At 74.9% G+C, this 16742-nt stretch carries 13 protein-coding genes; 5 read left to right on the top strand and 8 right to left on the bottom strand.

Annotated features, from left to right (window positions below):
* The first annotated feature begins 4 nt into the window (after positions 1–4).
* On the top strand, positions 5–1534 hold the full coding sequence (glpK, locus tag AB0G35_RS15095; RefSeq protein WP_360948576.1) for a glycerol kinase GlpK: 1530 nt from the start codon (positions 5–7) through the stop codon (positions 1532–1534).
* Positions 1535–1608: 74 nt separating this feature from the next.
* Here the strand turns inward: glpK and AB0G35_RS15090 are convergent, their stop codons facing one another.
* The 3 genes from AB0G35_RS15090 to AB0G35_RS15080 form a co-directional block, all read right to left on the bottom strand.
* Entirely contained in the window at positions 1609–2220 is a 612-nt protein-coding gene (locus AB0G35_RS15090; RefSeq protein WP_360948574.1) for an ATP/GTP-binding protein, read from the bottom strand.
* A 182-nt stretch (positions 2221–2402) separates the two neighbouring features.
* The gene (locus AB0G35_RS15085) at positions 2403–3014 is read right to left on the bottom strand and encodes a TetR/AcrR family transcriptional regulator (protein WP_360948572.1); all 612 of its coding nucleotides are present in this window, start codon (positions 3012–3014) and stop codon (positions 2403–2405) included.
* Positions 3015–3074: 60 nt separating this feature from the next.
* Positions 3075–3950, bottom strand: coding sequence for an alpha/beta hydrolase (locus AB0G35_RS15080; RefSeq protein ID WP_360948570.1), 876 nt, complete (start codon positions 3948–3950; stop codon positions 3075–3077).
* 180 nt (positions 3951–4130) lie between these two features.
* Here AB0G35_RS15080 and AB0G35_RS15075 point away from each other — a divergent pair, with 180 nt between their 5' ends.
* Both AB0G35_RS15075 and AB0G35_RS15070 read left to right on the top strand, forming a co-directional pair.
* Complete coding sequence (locus tag AB0G35_RS15075) at positions 4131–4955, top strand: PP2C family protein-serine/threonine phosphatase (RefSeq protein ID WP_360948568.1); 825 nt, start codon at positions 4131–4133, stop codon at positions 4953–4955.
* 54 nt (positions 4956–5009) lie between these two features.
* Entirely contained in the window at positions 5010–6008 is a 999-nt protein-coding gene (locus AB0G35_RS15070; protein WP_360948618.1) for an MASE1 domain-containing protein, read from the top strand.
* Between the two features lie 12 nt (positions 6009–6020).
* Here the strand turns inward: AB0G35_RS15070 and AB0G35_RS15065 are convergent, their stop codons facing one another.
* Genes AB0G35_RS15065 through AB0G35_RS15055 form a run of 3 tightly spaced genes read right to left on the bottom strand, consistent with a single transcriptional unit; the run spans position 6021 to position 9722 of the window.
* Positions 6021–6434, bottom strand: a complete 414-nt coding sequence (locus AB0G35_RS15065) for a DUF742 domain-containing protein (RefSeq protein ID WP_360948566.1) — start codon at positions 6432–6434, stop codon at positions 6021–6023.
* Positions 6435–6453: 19 nt separating this feature from the next.
* Positions 6454–6894 carry a roadblock/LC7 domain-containing protein gene (locus tag AB0G35_RS15060; protein ID WP_360948564.1) on the bottom strand — a complete coding sequence of 147 codons (441 nt, stop codon included), beginning with the start codon at positions 6892–6894 and terminating at the stop codon, positions 6454–6456.
* Complete coding sequence (locus tag AB0G35_RS15055) at positions 6891–9722, bottom strand: nitrate- and nitrite sensing domain-containing protein (RefSeq protein WP_360948562.1); 2832 nt, start codon at positions 9720–9722, stop codon at positions 6891–6893. The genes AB0G35_RS15060 and AB0G35_RS15055 overlap by 4 nt, the downstream gene beginning before the upstream one ends.
* Before the next feature lie 371 nt (positions 9723–10093).
* Between AB0G35_RS15055 and AB0G35_RS15050 the strand changes: the two genes are divergently transcribed.
* Positions 10094–10477 carry a hypothetical protein gene (locus AB0G35_RS15050; RefSeq protein WP_360948560.1) on the top strand — a complete coding sequence of 128 codons (384 nt, stop codon included), beginning with the start codon at positions 10094–10096 and terminating at the stop codon, positions 10475–10477.
* Between the two features lie 93 nt (positions 10478–10570).
* Here AB0G35_RS15050 and AB0G35_RS15045 read toward each other — a convergent pair whose 3' ends face one another.
* Positions 10571–10900 carry a bifunctional 3-phenylpropionate/cinnamic acid dioxygenase ferredoxin subunit gene (locus AB0G35_RS15045; RefSeq protein WP_360948558.1) on the bottom strand — a complete coding sequence of 110 codons (330 nt, stop codon included), beginning with the start codon at positions 10898–10900 and terminating at the stop codon, positions 10571–10573.
* 159 nt (positions 10901–11059) lie between these two features.
* On the opposite strand from AB0G35_RS15045, the gene AB0G35_RS15040 reads away from it, so the two are divergent.
* Positions 11060–11866: an IclR family transcriptional regulator gene (locus AB0G35_RS15040; protein ID WP_360948555.1), complete on the top strand. Its 807-nt coding sequence runs from the start codon at positions 11060–11062 to the stop codon at positions 11864–11866.
* Between the two features lie 196 nt (positions 11867–12062).
* Here the strand turns inward: AB0G35_RS15040 and AB0G35_RS15035 are convergent, their stop codons facing one another.
* On the bottom strand, positions 12063–16742 hold the full coding sequence (locus tag AB0G35_RS15035; protein WP_360948553.1) for a hypothetical protein: 4680 nt from the start codon (positions 16740–16742) through the stop codon (positions 12063–12065).

Below are 16742 nucleotides of genomic sequence, written 5' to 3'. Positions count from 1 at the left end.
CGGCATGAACCAGCACACCGAGAAGTACGTCGCCGCGATCGATCAGGGCACCACGTCGAGCCGCTGCATCATCTTCGACCACGACGGGTCGATCGTCGCCGTGGACCAGCGCGAGCACCAACAGATCTTCCCCCGGCCCGGCTGGGTGGAGCACGACGCGGCGGAGATCTGGACGAAGGTGCAGTCCGTGGTGGCGGGTGCGCTCACCAAGGCGGGGCTGCGCGCCGACCAGCTCAGCGCGCTGGGCATCACCAACCAGCGGGAGACCACGGTGCTGTGGGACCGGGCCACCGGCCGGCCGGTGCATCACGCGATCGTCTGGCAGGACACCCGGACCTCGCAGCTGTGCGCGGAACTGGGCGGCACCGACGGCCAGGACCGCTTCCGCGAGGCCACCGGTCTGCCGCTGGCGAGTTACTTCTCCGGGCCGAAGGCGGCCTGGCTGCTGGACGAGGTGCCGGGCCTGCGGGAGCGTGCCGAGCGCGGTGAGATCGCGTTCGGCACCATCGACTCCTGGCTGATCTGGAACCTGACCGGCGGCGTCGACGGCGGGGTGCACGTCACGGACGTCACCAACGCGGGCCGCACGATGCTGATGAACCTCGGGACGCTGCAGTGGGACCCGGCGATCCTGTCGGCGATGAACGTGCCCGCCGCGATGCTGCCGGAGATCCGGTCGTCGGCGGAGGTGTACGGCTCCGCGGTGGGCCAGCTCCAGGGGGTGCCGGTGGCGTCCGCGCTGGGCGACCAGCAGGCGGCGGTCTTCGGGCAGACCTGTTACGGCGTGGGCGAGGCCAAGAACACCTACGGCACCGGCTCGTTCCTGCTGCTGAACACCGGCAACCGCCCGGTGGCGTCCAAGAGCGGGCTGCTGACGACCATGGGCTACCAGCTGGGCGGCGAGGCCCCGGTCTACTGCCTGGAGGGTTCCATCGCCATCACGGGTGCGCTGGTGCAGTGGTTCCGCGACCAGCTCGGCATCATCTCCTCGGCCGAGGAGATCGAGCCGCTGGCGGCGAGCGTCCCGGACAACGGCGGGGCGTACATCGTGCCGGCGTTCTCCGGCCTCTTCGCGCCGTACTGGCGCTCCGACGCCCGCGGGGTGATCACCGGTCTGACCCGTTACGTGACCAAGGCGCATCTGGCCCGCGCCGTCCTGGAGGCGACCAGCTGGCAGACCCGGGAGGTGGTGGACGCGATGTTCCAGGACTCCGGGGTGCGGATCACCCAGCTGAAGGTGGACGGCGGGATGACGGCCAACAAGCTGCTGATGCAGCATCAGGCGGATGTGCTGGGCGTGCCGGTGATCCGTCCGGTCATCTCGGAGACCACCTGTCTGGGCGCGGCGTACGCGGCGGGCCTGGCCACCGGTGTCTGGCAGGACCTGGACGAGCTGCGCAGCCACTGGAAGCGGGACACCGAGTGGGTGCCGCGGATGGACGGTGCGGTCCGGGACCGTGAGTACGCCAACTGGCGGCGGGCGGTGGAGCGGAGCTTCGGCTGGCTGACCGAGGACGGCTCGGCGGCTTCGTAGCGGCGGGCGGCGGACGTACGGCCCGTACCCCGGACGGCGGGGCGCGGGCCGTACCCGTACGGCTGCTCCCCCGGTCAGGACAGTGCCGGCTCCGGGCGCCGGCCGCCGGTCCGCATCGCGTGCTCGACGACGGCGACCAGCACGTCCCGGGCCGAGTCCCGCACCCGGGCGTCGCACAGCATCACCGGCACCTCGGGATCGAGGTCCAGGGCGTCGCGGACCGCCTCGGGCGGGTAGCGGTCGGCGCCGTCGAAGCAGTTGACGGCGACGGTGAAGGGCAGTCCGCGGCGCTCGAAGTAGTCGATCGCGGAGAAGCTGTCGGCGAGCCGGCGGGTGTCGGCGAGCACCACGGCGCCCAGTGCGCCGCGGGCGAGTTCGTCCCAGAGGAACCAGAAGCGGTCCTGGCCGGGGGTGCCGAAGAGGTAGAGGACCAGGCCGTCGTTGACGGTGATCCGTCCGAAGTCCATGGCGACGGTGGTGGTGCTCTTGGTCTCCACGCCGTGGAGGTCGTCGACCGGGCGGCCGGCCTCGGTCAGCCGCTCCTCGGTGCGCAGCGGTTTGATCTCGCTGACCGCGCCGACCAGCGTGGTCTTGCCGACCCCGAAGCCGCCCGCCACCAGGATCTTGAGCGTCACCGGGTCGGCGGCGGCGGTCTGCTGACGACGAACGGAACGCCCGAAGACCATGGGTATCTTCTCCTGTGTTGCCGGGTGTGCGGGCGGTGCTCACGTCTGTGCCCCCGGGCGTGGTGGGGAGCGGGCAGCAGGCGCCGGCCCTGCGGGCAGGGCCTAGGGCACCGTACAACGTGCTCGGCGCGGCGCCCACTTGAGATCCGTCACGCTTGGGACACGGCCGGCCGGGCGGCCGTTCAGCGCGCGGTGAGGGGCTGCGGCCGGTCGAGGAGGCCCAGCAGACTCTCATGGCTGGCCTCGATGAAGGCGCAGAGCTCCTCCTGGCTGCCGTGCTCCGCCATCTGCCAGGTGATGGCGGCTTCTTCGGCGAACGCCATCCAGGCGCGGGTGGCGACCTCCAGCCGCGGGGCCTGGCGCACGCCGAGCCGCCGCTGACCGTCGCGGACCCGTCGGGCGACCGTGGCGCGGGTGCCGTCGACGAGGTCGGCGACCGCGGGGTGGCTGCCCGCGGCGCCGCGTACGAGGGCGAGGTACACCTGGCGGTGTTCCAGGACGTAGGCCACGAAACCGGCGATGAAGGCGCGCATCCAGGCGACCGGCTCCAGTTCGGCGTCCGGTTCGGTGGCGGCGGTGAAGCGGTCGCACTCGGCGCGGACCACGGCGCGGTAGAAGTCGCGCTTGGAGTCGAAGTAGTGGAAGAGCAGCCCGCGGGAGATGCCGGCGCGCCGGGCGACCTCGTCGGTGGACAGTTCGTCCAGGGCACGGTCGGCGAGCATCTCCAGCCCGATGCCGACCAGTTGCTCCCGGCGCTGGTCGGGGGTGAGTCGGGTGCCTCGCTTGCCGGACATGCCCGCAGTGTACGGCGGTGCCGGGCCGGGACCGGGAGCCCGTCGCGGCCCGGCCGGACGTCAGGCGTGCCGCGCGAGGTGGTCCAGGATCGGGGGCGTGACGAGACCGGGGACCTCCTCGGGGAGCCAGTGGCTGGCGCCCTCAAGGGCCTCGAAGCGGTACGGGCCGTCCACCCACTCCCCCGTCGACTCGGCGGCGCCCCGGCCCAGGGCGACGTCCTCGCTGCCCCACAGGAAGAGGGTGGGCACGGCGATCCGGCCGGCCGGCACCGAGATGACGGACGCGGGGGCGCGGTACCAGTTGAGGGTGGCGGTGAGCGCGCCCGGTGCGGAGAGCCGGCGGACGTTGCCGTCGACGAGCGGCTCGGGGACCTTGCCGCCGTAGACGGCACGCAGCCGGGCCGCGTCGTCGGCGAGCAGGGCGGCCTCCGCGGCGCCGTCGTCCCGGCGGAAGAAGCGGACGTAGTCGAGCCGGTGGTGCTGGGTCGGGTCCTCGGCGGCGGCCCGGTTGAGGGCCTCCGGGTGCGGGGTGGCGAGCACGCTCAGGGACTTCAGCCGCTCGGGGTGGGCGCCGGCCAGCGCCCAGGCGACCATGCCGCCCCAGTCGTGGGAGACCAGGTGGAAGCGGTCGGCGCCGAAGGAGTCGGCGAAGGCCAGGGCGTCGGCGACGAGTTCGGGGACGGCGTAGTCGGCGATCCGGGGCGGGCGGGCGCCGGGGGCGTAGCCGCGCTGGTCGACGGCGACGGCGCGGTAGCCGGCCGCGCCGAGGGCGGGCAGCACCTCGCTCCAGGAGTCGGCGAACTCCGGCCAGCCGTGCAGCAGCAGGACGAGGTCCCCGTCGGCGGGCCCGCAGGCCAGGGCGTCGTGGGTGTGCGGGCCGACCTGGATCTCCAGGCGCTCGAAGGGGGCCGGGGCCGGGGTGGCGTCGGGGGCCATGGCGATGCCTCTCGTCCGGTGGCGGCCCGGCTGCGGGTGGCGGCCGGGCGCGGCTGCGGTGACAACTGATCAGCGAGCCTAACCCGCTGTTGAACGTTGCTCAACAAGGGCGAGCGGCGCCCGAGGGGCCGGACGTAGGGTGAGAGGCGGACGCGAGCCGCATGCGGAGCGGAGTGCGCGATGAACCGACGCCGCGGCGCCGCCGGACCGTCGCCCGAGGAACTGCTGGGGCTCCTCGGCCGGCTCACCGGCCAGGTCATGGAACGGATCAAACTGCAGCAGGCCCGGGTGGCACTGGCCGAGGAGCTGCAGCGGCACATGCTCCCCCCGGAGCTCCCCGGCCTGCCGGGGCTGACCACCGCGGCCCGCTACGTCCCGGCCCAGACCGGGCTGGACATCGGCGGGGACTGGTACGACGCCTTCGCCCTGCCGGACGGCTCGCTCGGCTTCGTCATCGGCGACGTTCAGGGCCATGACGTGGAGGCCGCCGCCTTCATGGGCCAGGTCCGCACCGGCCTGCGCGCCGTCGCGGGCGCCACCACCGACCCGGGCGACGTCCTGGAACGGGCCAACAACCTGCTGCTGTCGATGAGCTCCGACCTCCTGGCGACCTGTACCTTCCTGCGGTTCGATCCGGCGTGCGGTGAGCTCGCCGGTGCCCGGGCCGGGCACCCGCCCGCGGTCTGGGGCACCGCCGCCGGGACGGAGGTGCTCACCGACCCGGGCGGACTGCCGCTGGGGGTCTTCCCCGACCAGCGCTATCCGGTCACCCGCCGCCGGCTGGACCGGGCCGGGGCGTTCGTCCTGCTCACCGACGGGGTGGTGGAGGGCCCCGGCTTCCCGATCGAGCAGGGGCTGGCCCGGGTGGTGGGCATCGTCGGGGCGGCGTACGAGACCGCGGCCGAGGACCTCGCCGCCCAGGTGGTCGCGGTCGCCGATCTGACCGGACACACCGACGACGCGGCCGTACTGGTGCTCCGTCACGACGGCGGTCCCTACGGGTAGGCGAACGCGGTGAACGGGCGGACACCGAGCGCACCCGGCAGCACGGCCGGGCGGATGCGCGCGGCCGTGCTGCGGCACCGGGCGCCGGCCGTGCAGATCCTGGCCACCGCCGGTGTCTACTACGGCGGTGCCCAGCTCGGTCTGCTGCAGGAGCTGGTCCGCGGCCAGGTGACCCCGCTGTGGCCGCCGACCGGGATCGCCCTGACCGCGCTGCTGCTGTGCGGGCCGCGGGTGTGGCCGGGCATCGCCCTGGGCGCGTTCCTGGTCAATGTGTCGCTGGGGCCGTCGTTCCTCGTCGTGTGCGCCATCGTGGCGGGCAACACGTTCGGCCCGCTGCTCTCCCACCGGTTGCTGCGCCGGGCGGGTTTCCGCACCCGGATGGACCGGCTGCGCGACGCGGTGGCACTGGTGGGCCTCGGCGCCCTGACCGGGATGCTGGTGAGCGCCACCGTCGGCAGCGGCGTCCTGGTCCTGTCCGGTGCCCTGACCGGCGCGGGCTTCTGGCCGACGTGGGCGGTGTGGTGGACCGGTGATGCGATGGGGGTGCTGGTGGTCACGCCGGTGCTGCTGCTGGTGAGCGCGGTCCGGTGGCCGCCCGTGGACCGTTTCCGCCCCTACCGGTGGGTGGAGGGGGTGCTGCTCGGGGTCTGCACGTTCGCCGTCACCGAACTCGCCGTGAGCAGCCCGATGAACCTGCTCTTCCTCGTCTCGCCGTGCCTGATCTGGGCCGCGTTCCGCTTCGAGCGGGCCGGCGCGGCGCCGTGCGCGCTGCTCGTCTCGACGGTGGCGATCGTGGCCGCCGCCGAGCGCTCGGGGCCGTTCGCGCACCACGACCTGTTCACGAACATGGTCACCCTGCAGGCGTTCAACGGGATCACCGCGCTCACCGCGCTGCTGCTCGCCGCGGTCGTCACCGAGCGGCACACCACCCACCGGCAGATCCAGCAGGTGGTCGCCCAGCTGACCGAGGCGCTGGCCCGGCTGGAGCCGGGCCGGACCGGTGAGCAGTGGCCGCCGCCGCGCCACCCGGAGCAGGGCGACGGCGGCGGCTGACGCGCCGGCCGGTCACAGCGCGCGCAGGCCGTCGATCACCTCGCGCAGCACCTGCTCGGCCGGCAGTTCGGCCGGCGGCACCGGCCGGCTGACCCGGACCAGGCCGTCGTCGAGCAGATCGCCGATCAGCACCCGGACGACACCGACCGGCAGGTCGAGCTCGGCCGCCAGTTCGGCGACCGACAGCGGCGCGTCCCGGCACCGCTCGACAATCTCCACGTGCTCCGGCGACAGCGTCTGGTCCTCGACCGTCTCCGCCGCCCGGCTCTCGGCGATCACCTGCGCGATCAGGTCGAGGCGCCCCTCCGCGGCGGTCCGGGTGCGCCCGCGGGTCATGGCGTACGGCCGGACGACGGGACCCGCCTCGTCGTCGAACCAGCGGGCCGCCTCCCGGTCGCGCGCCGCCCGGCCGTCCTGATCGCTCATGGTGTCACCGTCGTCTGCCTCAGCTGACCGGACCGGACCGGGGCGCGGTGCCCAGGTGCGTACCCACGCGCTTGACCAGCAGGGTCATCTCGTAGGCGATCAGCCCGACGTCGGAGTCCGCATCGGCCAGGACGGCCAGACAGCTGCCGTCGCCGGCCGCGCTGACGAACAGGAACGCCTCGTCCAGCTCGACCATGGTCTGCCGGACGTGTCCGGCGCCGAAGTGCCGGCCGACGCCCTTGGCGAGGCTGTGGAAGCCGGAGGCCACCGCGGCCAGGTGCTCGCCGTCCTCCCGCGTGAGGTCCTTCGAGGCACCGGTGGCGAGCCCGTCGCTGGAGAGGACGAGTGCCTTGCGGATCGCGCCGACCCGCTCGACGAGGTCGTCCAGGAGCCAGTTCAGCTCGCCGGATCCCTTCGCCGAGCCCGGTGTGGTGAACGCTGCTGCCTGCGGTTCGGTCATCGACCGTCCCCTCCCGATGTGGTTCCTGGTGGTGCTGCGGCGCCCTGGCCGGTGCCGTCCTGCGTGGCGCCGTCCGGGGCATCCGGGTCTGTGGTGTCCGCGGCGGCCGGTGTCCCGCGGTCGTGCGCGTCCGGAGGTGTGCGGTCCGCGCGGGCCTCGTCCTCGCCGTTGTGGCGACGGCCGCGCTGCCAGCCGCGCTGGAACGAGGCCATCCGGGCGCGCACCGCTTCGGCGTCGCGGTCGTCGCCCGCGGACGGCGTGGCCGGCCGCTCCGGTCCGGGCCGGCCGTCCGCGTCGGCCTTGAGCTGCGGGGCGAGGCTGGCCTGCCGCACCCGGCGGGGCAGCCCGGTGGACGTGGTGGCCGCGTCGGCCGGGGGGCCCTCGCGGGGCGGGGCGGCGGCGTCGGGGCCGTCCGCGGATTCCTCGGCGGAACCCCTGGCGGCGGACCGCTCGTCCCGGTCCCGGTCGCGGTGACGGTCCCCGTCGCGGTCCCGCTCCCGCTGCCGGTCCCGGTCCCGTTCCCGGTCGTCGACCGTCCTGCCGTGGTCGGAGACCAGCACCGGCGGGCGGGGCCGGCGCGGAAGCGGGGCGAGCCCGCCGCCGGGTGCCTGGTCGCGGGTCTGCTGGTGCTGCTCGCCGTCCGGGACGGGCGGCACGGAGGCGATCCCGGGGCGCGGTGCGCGGTCCCGGCCGCGGCCCCGGCGCGCGCCGCCGAACAGGGCGTCCTCGCCGTCCAGCGGGCCGACCTCGTCCGGGCCCAGCGGTGGTTCCAGTTCGACCGGCCCGTCGACGACGCCCCGCCCGTCCCTCGGGGGGAGCGGCACCGGCACCTGCGACAGGGCGGCCAGCTTCCCCGCCGCGTGGTCGAGTTCGTCGTCCAACGGGGCACCGGCCGGCGTCCCGCCGGCCTCCCGGCCGGCGTCCGCGGTCTCCCCGGTCTCCGTGAGGATCACGCCGGGGAGGAAGACCACGGCCGTGGTGCCGCCGTACGGCGAGGGCTGCAGGGTGACCCGGACGCCCTGGCGCTGGGCGAGCCGGCTGACCACGAACAGGCCGAGCCGGTCGGTGTCGGAGAGCTCGAACTCGGGGGTCTCGGCGAGCCGGAGGTTGGCCTGCAGCAGCTGGTCGGGGGGCATGCCCAGACCGCGGTCGTGGATCTCCAGGGTGTAGCCGTTGGCCACCCGCTCGCCGAGCACCTGGACAGCGGTGTGCGGCGGCGAGAAGACGGTGGCGTTCTCCAGGAGTTCGGCTATCAGGTGGGTGAGGTCGGAGACGGCCGGGCCGTCCACCGCGAGCCGCGGCAGCCGGCGCACCTCGATGCGCTCGTAGTCCTCCACCTCGGCGACCGCCGCGCGCACCACGTCCATCAGCTGGATCGGTTTGCGCCACTGCCGGGAGGGCGCCGCGCCGGAGAGGATGACCAGGCCCTCGGCGTGCCGTCGCATACGGGTGGTGAGGTGGTCGAGCCGGAAGAGGTCGGCGAGCTCGTCGGTGTCCTCGGTGCGCCGCTCCATCGCGTCCAGCAGTGTCAGCTGGCGGTGCAGCAGCACCTGGCTGCGGCGGGCGAGGTTGACGAACACCTCGGAGACCCCGCGGCGCATCTCGGCCTGTTTGACGGCGGCCTCGATGGCGGCCCGCTGGAGGGTGTTGAGCGCCTGTCCGACCTGGCCCGTTTCGTCCGGGCCGAATTCCAGCCGGGGCGCCTCGGTCTCCACGTCGACCTGCTCCCCGGCGGCCAGCCGGCGCATCACGCTCGGCAGCCGCACGCCGGAGACCTCGTGGGCGGTCTTGCGCAGCCGGGTCAGGTCCCGGACGTGCCGGCGGCCGATGCGGAAGGAGACGATGACCGAGACCAGCAGGGCGATGAAGCCGAGGACGCCGGCGGCGACGGCCTTGAGCACGATGCTGGTGGCGGCCGGCGCGACCCGCTCCTGGTAGCGCTCGCCGGCTTCCTTGCCCATCCTGGCGAGGTCGGCGAGGACCTTCTCGGCGGTGGTGTTCCAGCGTTCGGGGTTGACCGCCTGCGGTCCGGTCCGGTCGCCGGCGGCGATCACCCGGTCCTCGTAGGAGGTGAGTTCGCGGGCGGTGGCGGAGTGCCAGTAGTCCTGGTAGAGGCCGCGGTCCCTGGCGGGCAGCAGGGGCAGGCTGGTGCCGTAGAGGACCCGGCGCTCGGCGACCCGGTCGGACAGCTCGCGCACATCGCGCCGGCTCATGCTGCCGGAGGCGAGCACCGCGGACATCAGGGCGTCCTCGCGGGCCAGGGCCTCGCGGGCGCGGGTGACGTTGACCAGGGCGCGGCCCTGTTTGTCCATCTCGACGTTGTCCAGGGCGTGCACCGCGGAGAGGAAGTCGTAACCGGGGTCGATCAGGCCGTCGTAGGACTCCAGGGCCTCGTCGCGGGTGAGGGTGTTGTCCTCGACCTGGGTGCGCAGCGAGCGGAGCGAGGACAGGCCCTTGAGGAGGGTCGTCATCCGGTCGCCGACGCCCGCGTCGAGGTCTTCGCGGACGTCGCGGCCGGCGGCGTCGGCGCGCAGCCGGGCGACCAGGTCGTCGGTGACCCGGGTCCGGGCGTGCAGCTCACTGAGCGCGTTGGCGCCGCGGCGGTCGGCGAGGTAGAGCAGGCTCTGGCGGCGCTCGCGCTGCAGGGCCTGGATGACGTCCTCGACGGGGTAGCCCAGGTTCTTCACGACGTTGCCGACGTCCAGCAGCCGGTTGGCCGAGCGGCCGGTGACATAGGTGGTGACCGCCCACATCGTCGTCAGGGACACCAGCGGTACGAGCAGCAACGCCACGATCTTCCGGCGGACCGACTTCCCGCGAAAGCGCATGGCCTCCCCTACGACAACCCCGGCGCACGGGGGTGGTGTTCCGTCAACAAACGGCGCGAGCCTACTACTCCCGGGGGACCAACCCGAAGGGCTCTCGGGGCCCCGCTGCCGCGGTCCCCGGCGGGCTCGTCCCGAGTTGTCCGCCGATTCCCGGACAACCCACCCGTATTTGTGAGCCGGCAGCACCCGGCTGCACCGGAGGGCGCGGTGGGACGGTTGGCCGGTTCTGCTCTACCCCTGGGAACCCCGCGCTGCTTCCGTGCGTGCACCATGAGGGTGGACGCGTGCGTTGGCGGGGAATCCTTCCGGTGAAAACGGGCACTGGGCAAGGAGCGGACGCGCGGGGAGAATGCGGGGAGTGTGACACGGTCATGGACACCGGCAGACGGCCGTTGTGGCAGGAGGATCCGGCGGCCCGGCCCCGGCTGGCGGAGCCGGTGCGGACCGCCGCGGTACGCGCCGTCATCATCGTGGCGGTCACCCTGATCCAGGCCATGGTGGCGTTCCTGTGCACGCTGGCGGGGTCCTGGCTGGCGTTCCCCGCGGTGCTCGGCACGGTCGCCGGCACGGTGGTCGCCACCTGGGCGGTGCTGGACGTCTGGGTGACCCGGCAGGTCTGGGTGCAGCGCCACGGCGTGCAGTCGCAGCCGAGCAGTACGGCCCGGGAGCTGCGGCGCGAGCGGCGGCAGGCGCGCCGGCAGCAGCGGAGGGACTCCCGGGGGCGGCCCGCACCGGCGGATCGCGCGGCCGCCTGAACGACCACGCGGCCCGGCCGGCGCGCCGGGACCGTTACGCCACGGCCGTTACGCCCACGGCCGCCACGCCCACGGCGGTTACGCCCACGGCGGTTACGCCACCGCCTCTTCCCCGGCTGCGGGCCGGACGTGGACCATCCCGTCGATGATGCCGACCTCATGGGTGCGGACCGCGCGGCGGGCCGGCAGGCAGGCCGGGGCGCCGGTACGCAGGTCGAACAGGGCGGCGTGCAGCGGGCATTCGACGTAGGCGCCCTCGGCCCAGCCCTCGGAGAGCGACGCGTCCTGGTGGCTGCAGGTGTCGTCGACGGCGTAGAGACCGTCCTCGGTGTGGAAGACCGCGATGGCCGGCGTGGTCTCGTCGATCTCGATCCGTACGGATCCGCCCTCGGGCAGGTCCTCGATGCGGCAGACGGGAATCATCTGGCCCCCCTCGCGCTGATCGGTATCATGTGTTCTGAATAACGCATCGCAGAGCGCGATGCGCAACAGAATCCAAGGCGTGGAGCGGGCCGTCAAGGGCTTCTTCGAAGAGGCCCCCGCACGGCCCCTCGGGGGCCACCGGGCGGTGAACGAAGACCCATGTCGAATACGAGCGGGACCGCGGACGACCGGTCCGAGGAGCGGCGCGGCGGGGCGGGATCCGTCCAGTCCGTGGACCGTGCGGTGAGCGTGCTGGAGATCCTGGCCAGGCTGGGCGAGGCCGGGGTCACCGAGATCTCCGAGGAACTGGGCGTCCACAAGTCGACCGCCTTCCGGATCCTCGGGGTGCTGGAGGGCCGCGGACTGGTCGAGCAGGAGAACGAGCGCGGCAAGTACTACCTCGGGGCCGGGGTGCTGCGACTGGCCGGCGCCGCGGCGATCCGGCTGGACATCTCGCAGGAGGGCCAGCCGGTGTGCCGCGCGCTGGCCGACGACACCGGGGAGACCGCCAACATCGCGGTGCTGGACGGCGATGCGGCGGTCAACATCATGCAGGCCAGGGGCGCGGCCGCGGTCACCGCGTACAACTGGCTGGGCCGGCGCACCCCGCTGCACGCCACCGCGAGCGGCAAGGTGCTGCTGGCGCATCTGCCGCGGGAGCGCCGGGAGAGCCTGGTCACCCGGAAGCTGCCGCGCTTCACCGCGCACACGCTCACCACCGCGGCCGCCCTGCGCGCACAACTGACGGCCGCGCTGGAGGACGGATACGCCTGCACCGGCGAGGAGTTGGAGATCGGGCTGAACGCGGTGGCGGCGCCGGTGCGGGCGCACGACGGCGCGGTGATCGGCGCGATCGGCGTCTCCGGGCCGGCCTACCGCATGGCCCGCGGGCTGCTGCCGGAGCTGGCCGAACGGTCCGTGAAGGCGGCCGTCGAACTCTCCCGCCGCATGGGCTACGCGGGCTGAAGCTGCGCTTGCGGGGCCGCGTACGTACTTGTCTGCGGCGGCGCAAAGCGCGCCGACGAGCAACCCCCACGGCGGGAAAGCCAGCTACGTGCGCGGCGCCGCACAGCGCGCAACCGCGAGCAACCCCCGCGGCGGGACGGCCGACAACGTGGGAGGCACCGCAATGCGCGGCACCGCAAAGCGCGGCACTGCGAGGTCACCCCGCGTCGGGGCCCTCTCCGGCCGTCGGCTCCTCCGGACGGCGGTACATCCGCGTCGCCGTGATCTGGCCGTGCACCGCCTCGCCCGACGGATCGGGCTGCGGCAGACCCGGCCGCAGATGCTCCTCGACGCTGATGTACTTCAGCCCCGCCCGCAGGTCCGCGTCGTTGCGCAACCGGATGACCAGCGGGAACTCGGCGAGCGCGGTGGTGTCGAACAGGCCGGTGGTGTAGAGGAGCTGGACGCCCAGGGCGTCGGCGACCGCCCGCTGGAGCTCCAGCAGATAAGTGGCGTTGGCGCGGCCGATGGGGTTGTCCAGGAACAGCGTGCCGGCGTGCCGCTGCTTGTCCCGGCCCCGGTCGTTGCTGCGCAGCGCCGCCATCGTGCAGTACAGGGCGATGGCGGCGGTCAGCAGCTGGCCGCCGGAGAAGACGTCGCCCATCTGCCCGACCGGCACCCGCTCGGCGCGCAGCACCGCGTCCGGCTTGAGGATCTCCACCGCGACCCCGCGCGGCTGCAGTGCGGCGTGCACCCCGCGCAGCAGCAGGGACATCCCGTCCCGGCGCAGGTCGCTGTTCTTCTTCACCGCCGCGCGGGTCGCCTCGTCGATGACCTCGCCCAGCCGCTCGGTGAGGGTGGCCTGGTCGGGGTCCTCGAAGCGGATCCGCAGGAACTCCTGGCCAGACCACTCCCCCAGCCCCTCGGGGAGCCGGGACAGCCGCTGGGCCGAACGGAGCGTGGTGAGCGAGGACTCCACCAGCCCGCGCAGCCGGTCGACGATGGAGTCGCGGTTGCGCTCCAGCTGGGCCAGCTCGTCGGTGAGCACCCGCAGCCGGGGCGCGAAGGCCTCCGCCCACTTGGCGGCGTGGTCCGGCAGGGCGGCGGCGGGCAGTTCGCGGATCTGCTGCCGGGCCGGGGTGCGGACGTGTTCGTAGCGGGTGGAGTTGGCGTGCCGGACGAGGATGTCGGAGGCCTCGCGGACCGCGGACTCCGCGGCGGACAGATCGGCGGCGCAGCCGCGCAGCGAGCGGCGGGACTCGGCGGCGGCCTGCCGGGCGGCGTCGAGGGAGCCGGCGTACGGCTCGATCGGCGCCGGTGCCCCCTCCTCGGTGTCGTGGTGGTCCCGCAGCAGATCGCGCAGCAGGGCGGCGGTCTCGTCGAAGCCGCCGGCGGCGTCCTCGGCGGCGCGGTGGGCGCGCAGCAGCTCCTCGTGCTCGGTCCGGGCGGCGGCCAGCGCCTCGGTGGCGGTGGCCAGTTCGCCGGACGCGGTGCGCAGCAGCTCCTTGGCGCGGTCGGCGTCGGCGGGCACCAGCTCGTCGGGGAGTTCGGTGTGCGCCTCGCCGTCCGTCGGCGCGAGCCGTTCGGCCTCGCCGCGCAGCCGGCCGAGCTGCTCGCTGGCGGCCGAGGCGCGGCTCTCCAGCATCTGCACCAACGATTCGGCGCGGGCCGCGGCGGCCTGCCGGGACGGGCCGTCGGCGGCGTCCGGGCTCTCCAGGAGCGCCTCGGCGCGGGTGCGGACCTTGTTGGTGAGGCGGTTCAGCTCGGCCAACGCGGCGGATTCGTCGCCCTCGGCGCGGGCCTGCTCGGCGCGCAGGTCCGCGCCGACGCCGACCTTCTCGTAGAGCTGGGAGGCGGCGCGGTAGGCCTCGCGCAGCGCGGGCAGCGAGGCGCTCGGGGCCTCGGGCGCCTCGCCCAGGTCGTCCGGTACGCCGGCGATCTCGGCGCGTTCGGCGCGCAGTGCGCGGGCCGTGCGGCGGGCGTCGTCGGCGGCCCGCTGGGCGGCCCGGCGGTCCTCGTCGGCGGCCCGGGCGCGGTCCACGCACTCCTCGGCGCGGGCCTCGAACTCGGCGGCCTCGTCGGCGAGTTCGCGCAGCCGGGACTGCCAGGAGGCGCGCTCGCGCAGCCGGTGGGCGAGCCCGGCCAGCAGATCGGCGGCGCGGCGGGCGCGCTGCGCGGCCTCCTGCCGCTCGTCGCGCACCCGGGTGGCCTCGGCGGCCGTCTCGTCGGCCTCGGCCCGGGCGCCCCGGGCCTCGGCCAGCTCGGCGGCGGCCTCCTCGGCGGCCGTACGGGTCTGCTCCGCGGCGGCGGCGAGTTCGGCGAGCCGGCCGGCCGGGCAGCCGGTGCGCCAGGAGCCGAGCCGGGCGGCCAGCGCACGGTCGGCGGCGAGCCGGGCGGCCAGCGCACGGATCTCCTCGTCGCGCTCTATGGCGCGGGCCCGCAGCGCCTGCCGCTCCTCGTCGGCGGCGGATTCGTCGTGCATCGCCGGGTTCGGCGGGACAAGGAAGACGGCCGGGTCCCGCTCGTCGTCGGCGGGGGTGGGGGCGAGCAGCGCGGCGGCGGTGCCGACCGCGACGGCGGAACGGGGCAGCAGCGCGGCCTGGCCGAGCACCTCGCGGGCCCGGGCGTGCGAGTCCGGGTCGGTGATGATCACGCCGTCGACGAGCTCGGGGCGGGCGGCCAGCACCCGGGCGTGGTCGGCCGGGTCGACGGCCTGGGCGAGGTAGCGCCAGCCGGGCAGCGCGGGCACGCCGTGTTCGCCGAGGTACTCGACGGTGGCCAGGACGTCCGGTCCGGGCGGCAGCAGGCCGCCGTCACCGAGGGCGCCGAGGATCCGGGCGTCGTCGGCGGCGGCGGTGCGCAGCTCGAACAGCTGCCGCTCGGCGGCGGCCACGCCGTCCTCCAGCAGTTCCTGGAGCGCGTCGGCGTTGCGGTCCAGTTCCTCGGCGGTCAGCGGGCCAGCACCGGCCGGGCGGCGCGGGGTGCCCGGCTCGGCGCCACCGGCCGTACGGGGCCCGGGCACTCCGAGGGTGCGGCCCTCGGCGGCGGGGAGTCCGAGGAGGTCGGCCAGTCGCGGTTCGGCGCCGATCGACTCGGCGGCCCGGCGCTCGGCGTCGAAGGCGCGCTCGGCGGCCTCGGCGGCGTCCTCGGCGCGGGCCGCGGCGAGTTCGGCTGCGGAGTGCCGGGCGGTCGCCTCGCGGGCCCGGTCGGTGGCCTGTCGCGCCGCCTCACGGGCCACGTCCCAGGACTCGACGGCGGCCTTCTCGGCGTCCGAGGCGGCGAGCGCGGCGCGGGCCGGGTCGGCGTCCGGCGCCGTGTCGTCCAGCCAGCCGGCCCGGACGGCCTCCTCGGTCTCCTGGGCGACCTCGGCGAGCCGCTGCCGCAGGTGGTCGGCCTCGCTGCGGGCCCGCTGGGCGTGGGTGGCGGCGGTGGTGGCGTCGCGGTGCGCGGACTCGCCGGCCTCCTGGAGGGCGGCGGAACGCTCCTCCTCCTCGTTGGCGACCCGCTCCCCGGCCTCGGCCGCCGCGTGCAGGGCGCGGACGAGGTCGGCGGCGGCGGTGGCGCGGGCGGCGAGTGCGGGTGCGGCGTCCCGCTCGGCCTCGCGGATGGCGGCGGCGACCCGCGCGGAGCGGTCGGCGGCCGCGCGGTGCCGCAGCGCGATCTCGGCGGCCTGCCAGGCGCTGTGCAGGGTCCGGGCGTCGTTGAGCTCGCGGCGCTGGGCGGCGGCGCCCTTCTCGGCGGCGGCCAGCGCCAGCGAGGCGTGCCGGTAGGCGAGTTCGGCGGAGACCAGGGCGCGGCGCTCGCGGACCCGCTCGGCGTCGGTGACGCGGTGGGCCGCGGTGGCGACGCGTTCGGCCAGCTCGGCGGCGCGGCCGCGCTCCTCGGTGCCGCGGGCGTGCAGCCGCTGGGCCAGGGCGCGGGTGCGGCGCTCGGCGCCGGCGTGCACCTCGCGAGCCCGCTCGCGCTGTTCGGCGGCGTCCGCGATGCGGGAGAGGAGGTCGAGGGAGCCGGCGGTGAAGTCGCGTTCGGCGGTGAGCTCGGCGCGACGGCCGAGCTTGTGCGCGAAGCCGTGCACGAGGTCGGCGAGGCCGTCGGTGTCCCGGGTGTCGGTGACGGCGCGCAGCAGCAGGTCGGTGAAGTCGGAGTCGTTCTTCACCGCGAAGAGGCCGGCCGCCTCGCCCTCGTCGGCGTTCATCTCGCGCTGGTAGCGGAAGAGTTCCGGGTCCAGGCCCAGCTCGCCGAGGTGTTCGTTCCAGCGTTCGTGGACCTCCTCCCAGATCACGTCCAGATTGGGGTAGTTCTTCCCGGCCTCGGTGAGGACGTCGCGGAAGCCCTTCATCGTGCGGCGGCGGCCGTGGGCGCCGGAGCTGCCCTCGGCGCCCTCCTGGCGGGGCCGGACGACGGTGGCCTCGGCGACCGGCAGCGAGTCCAGGCTCATCCCGGGGCCGGGCCGGAAGCTGTACCACGCCTCGGCGAACTTGCGGGGGTCGTTGGAGACCTGCCGGCCGCGCCATTCGCTGACCTTGCCGACGACGACGGACTCGCCGGTGAGGACGTGCTGCCACTCCAGGGCGACATGGCCGCAGTCGTCGGCGAGCAGGAACTTGCGCAGCACGCCGGAGCTGGCGCCGCCGAGGGTGTTGCGGTGACCGGGCAGCATCACCGAGAAGATCAGCTTGAGCAGGACGGACTTGCCGCCGCCGTTCTCCAGGAAGAGCACGCCCGCGGGGGCCGGCCGGCGCGGCGGGCCGACCGGTTCGTCCTCGAAGAAGTCCGCCTGGGCCGGGGCCGGTCGGGGCACGGGCGCGCCGACTCCGCGCAGGTCCAGCACGGTGTCGGCGTAGCGCGCACCGGCGGGCCCGATGGAGTAGAGACGGACCCGGGACAGCTCGTACAT

Source organism: Streptomyces sp. NPDC021749 (assembly GCF_040640655.1).
Taxonomy (GTDB): domain Bacteria; phylum Actinomycetota; class Actinomycetes; order Streptomycetales; family Streptomycetaceae; genus Streptomyces.
This window is presented reverse-complemented; position numbering and strand designations above follow the sequence as displayed.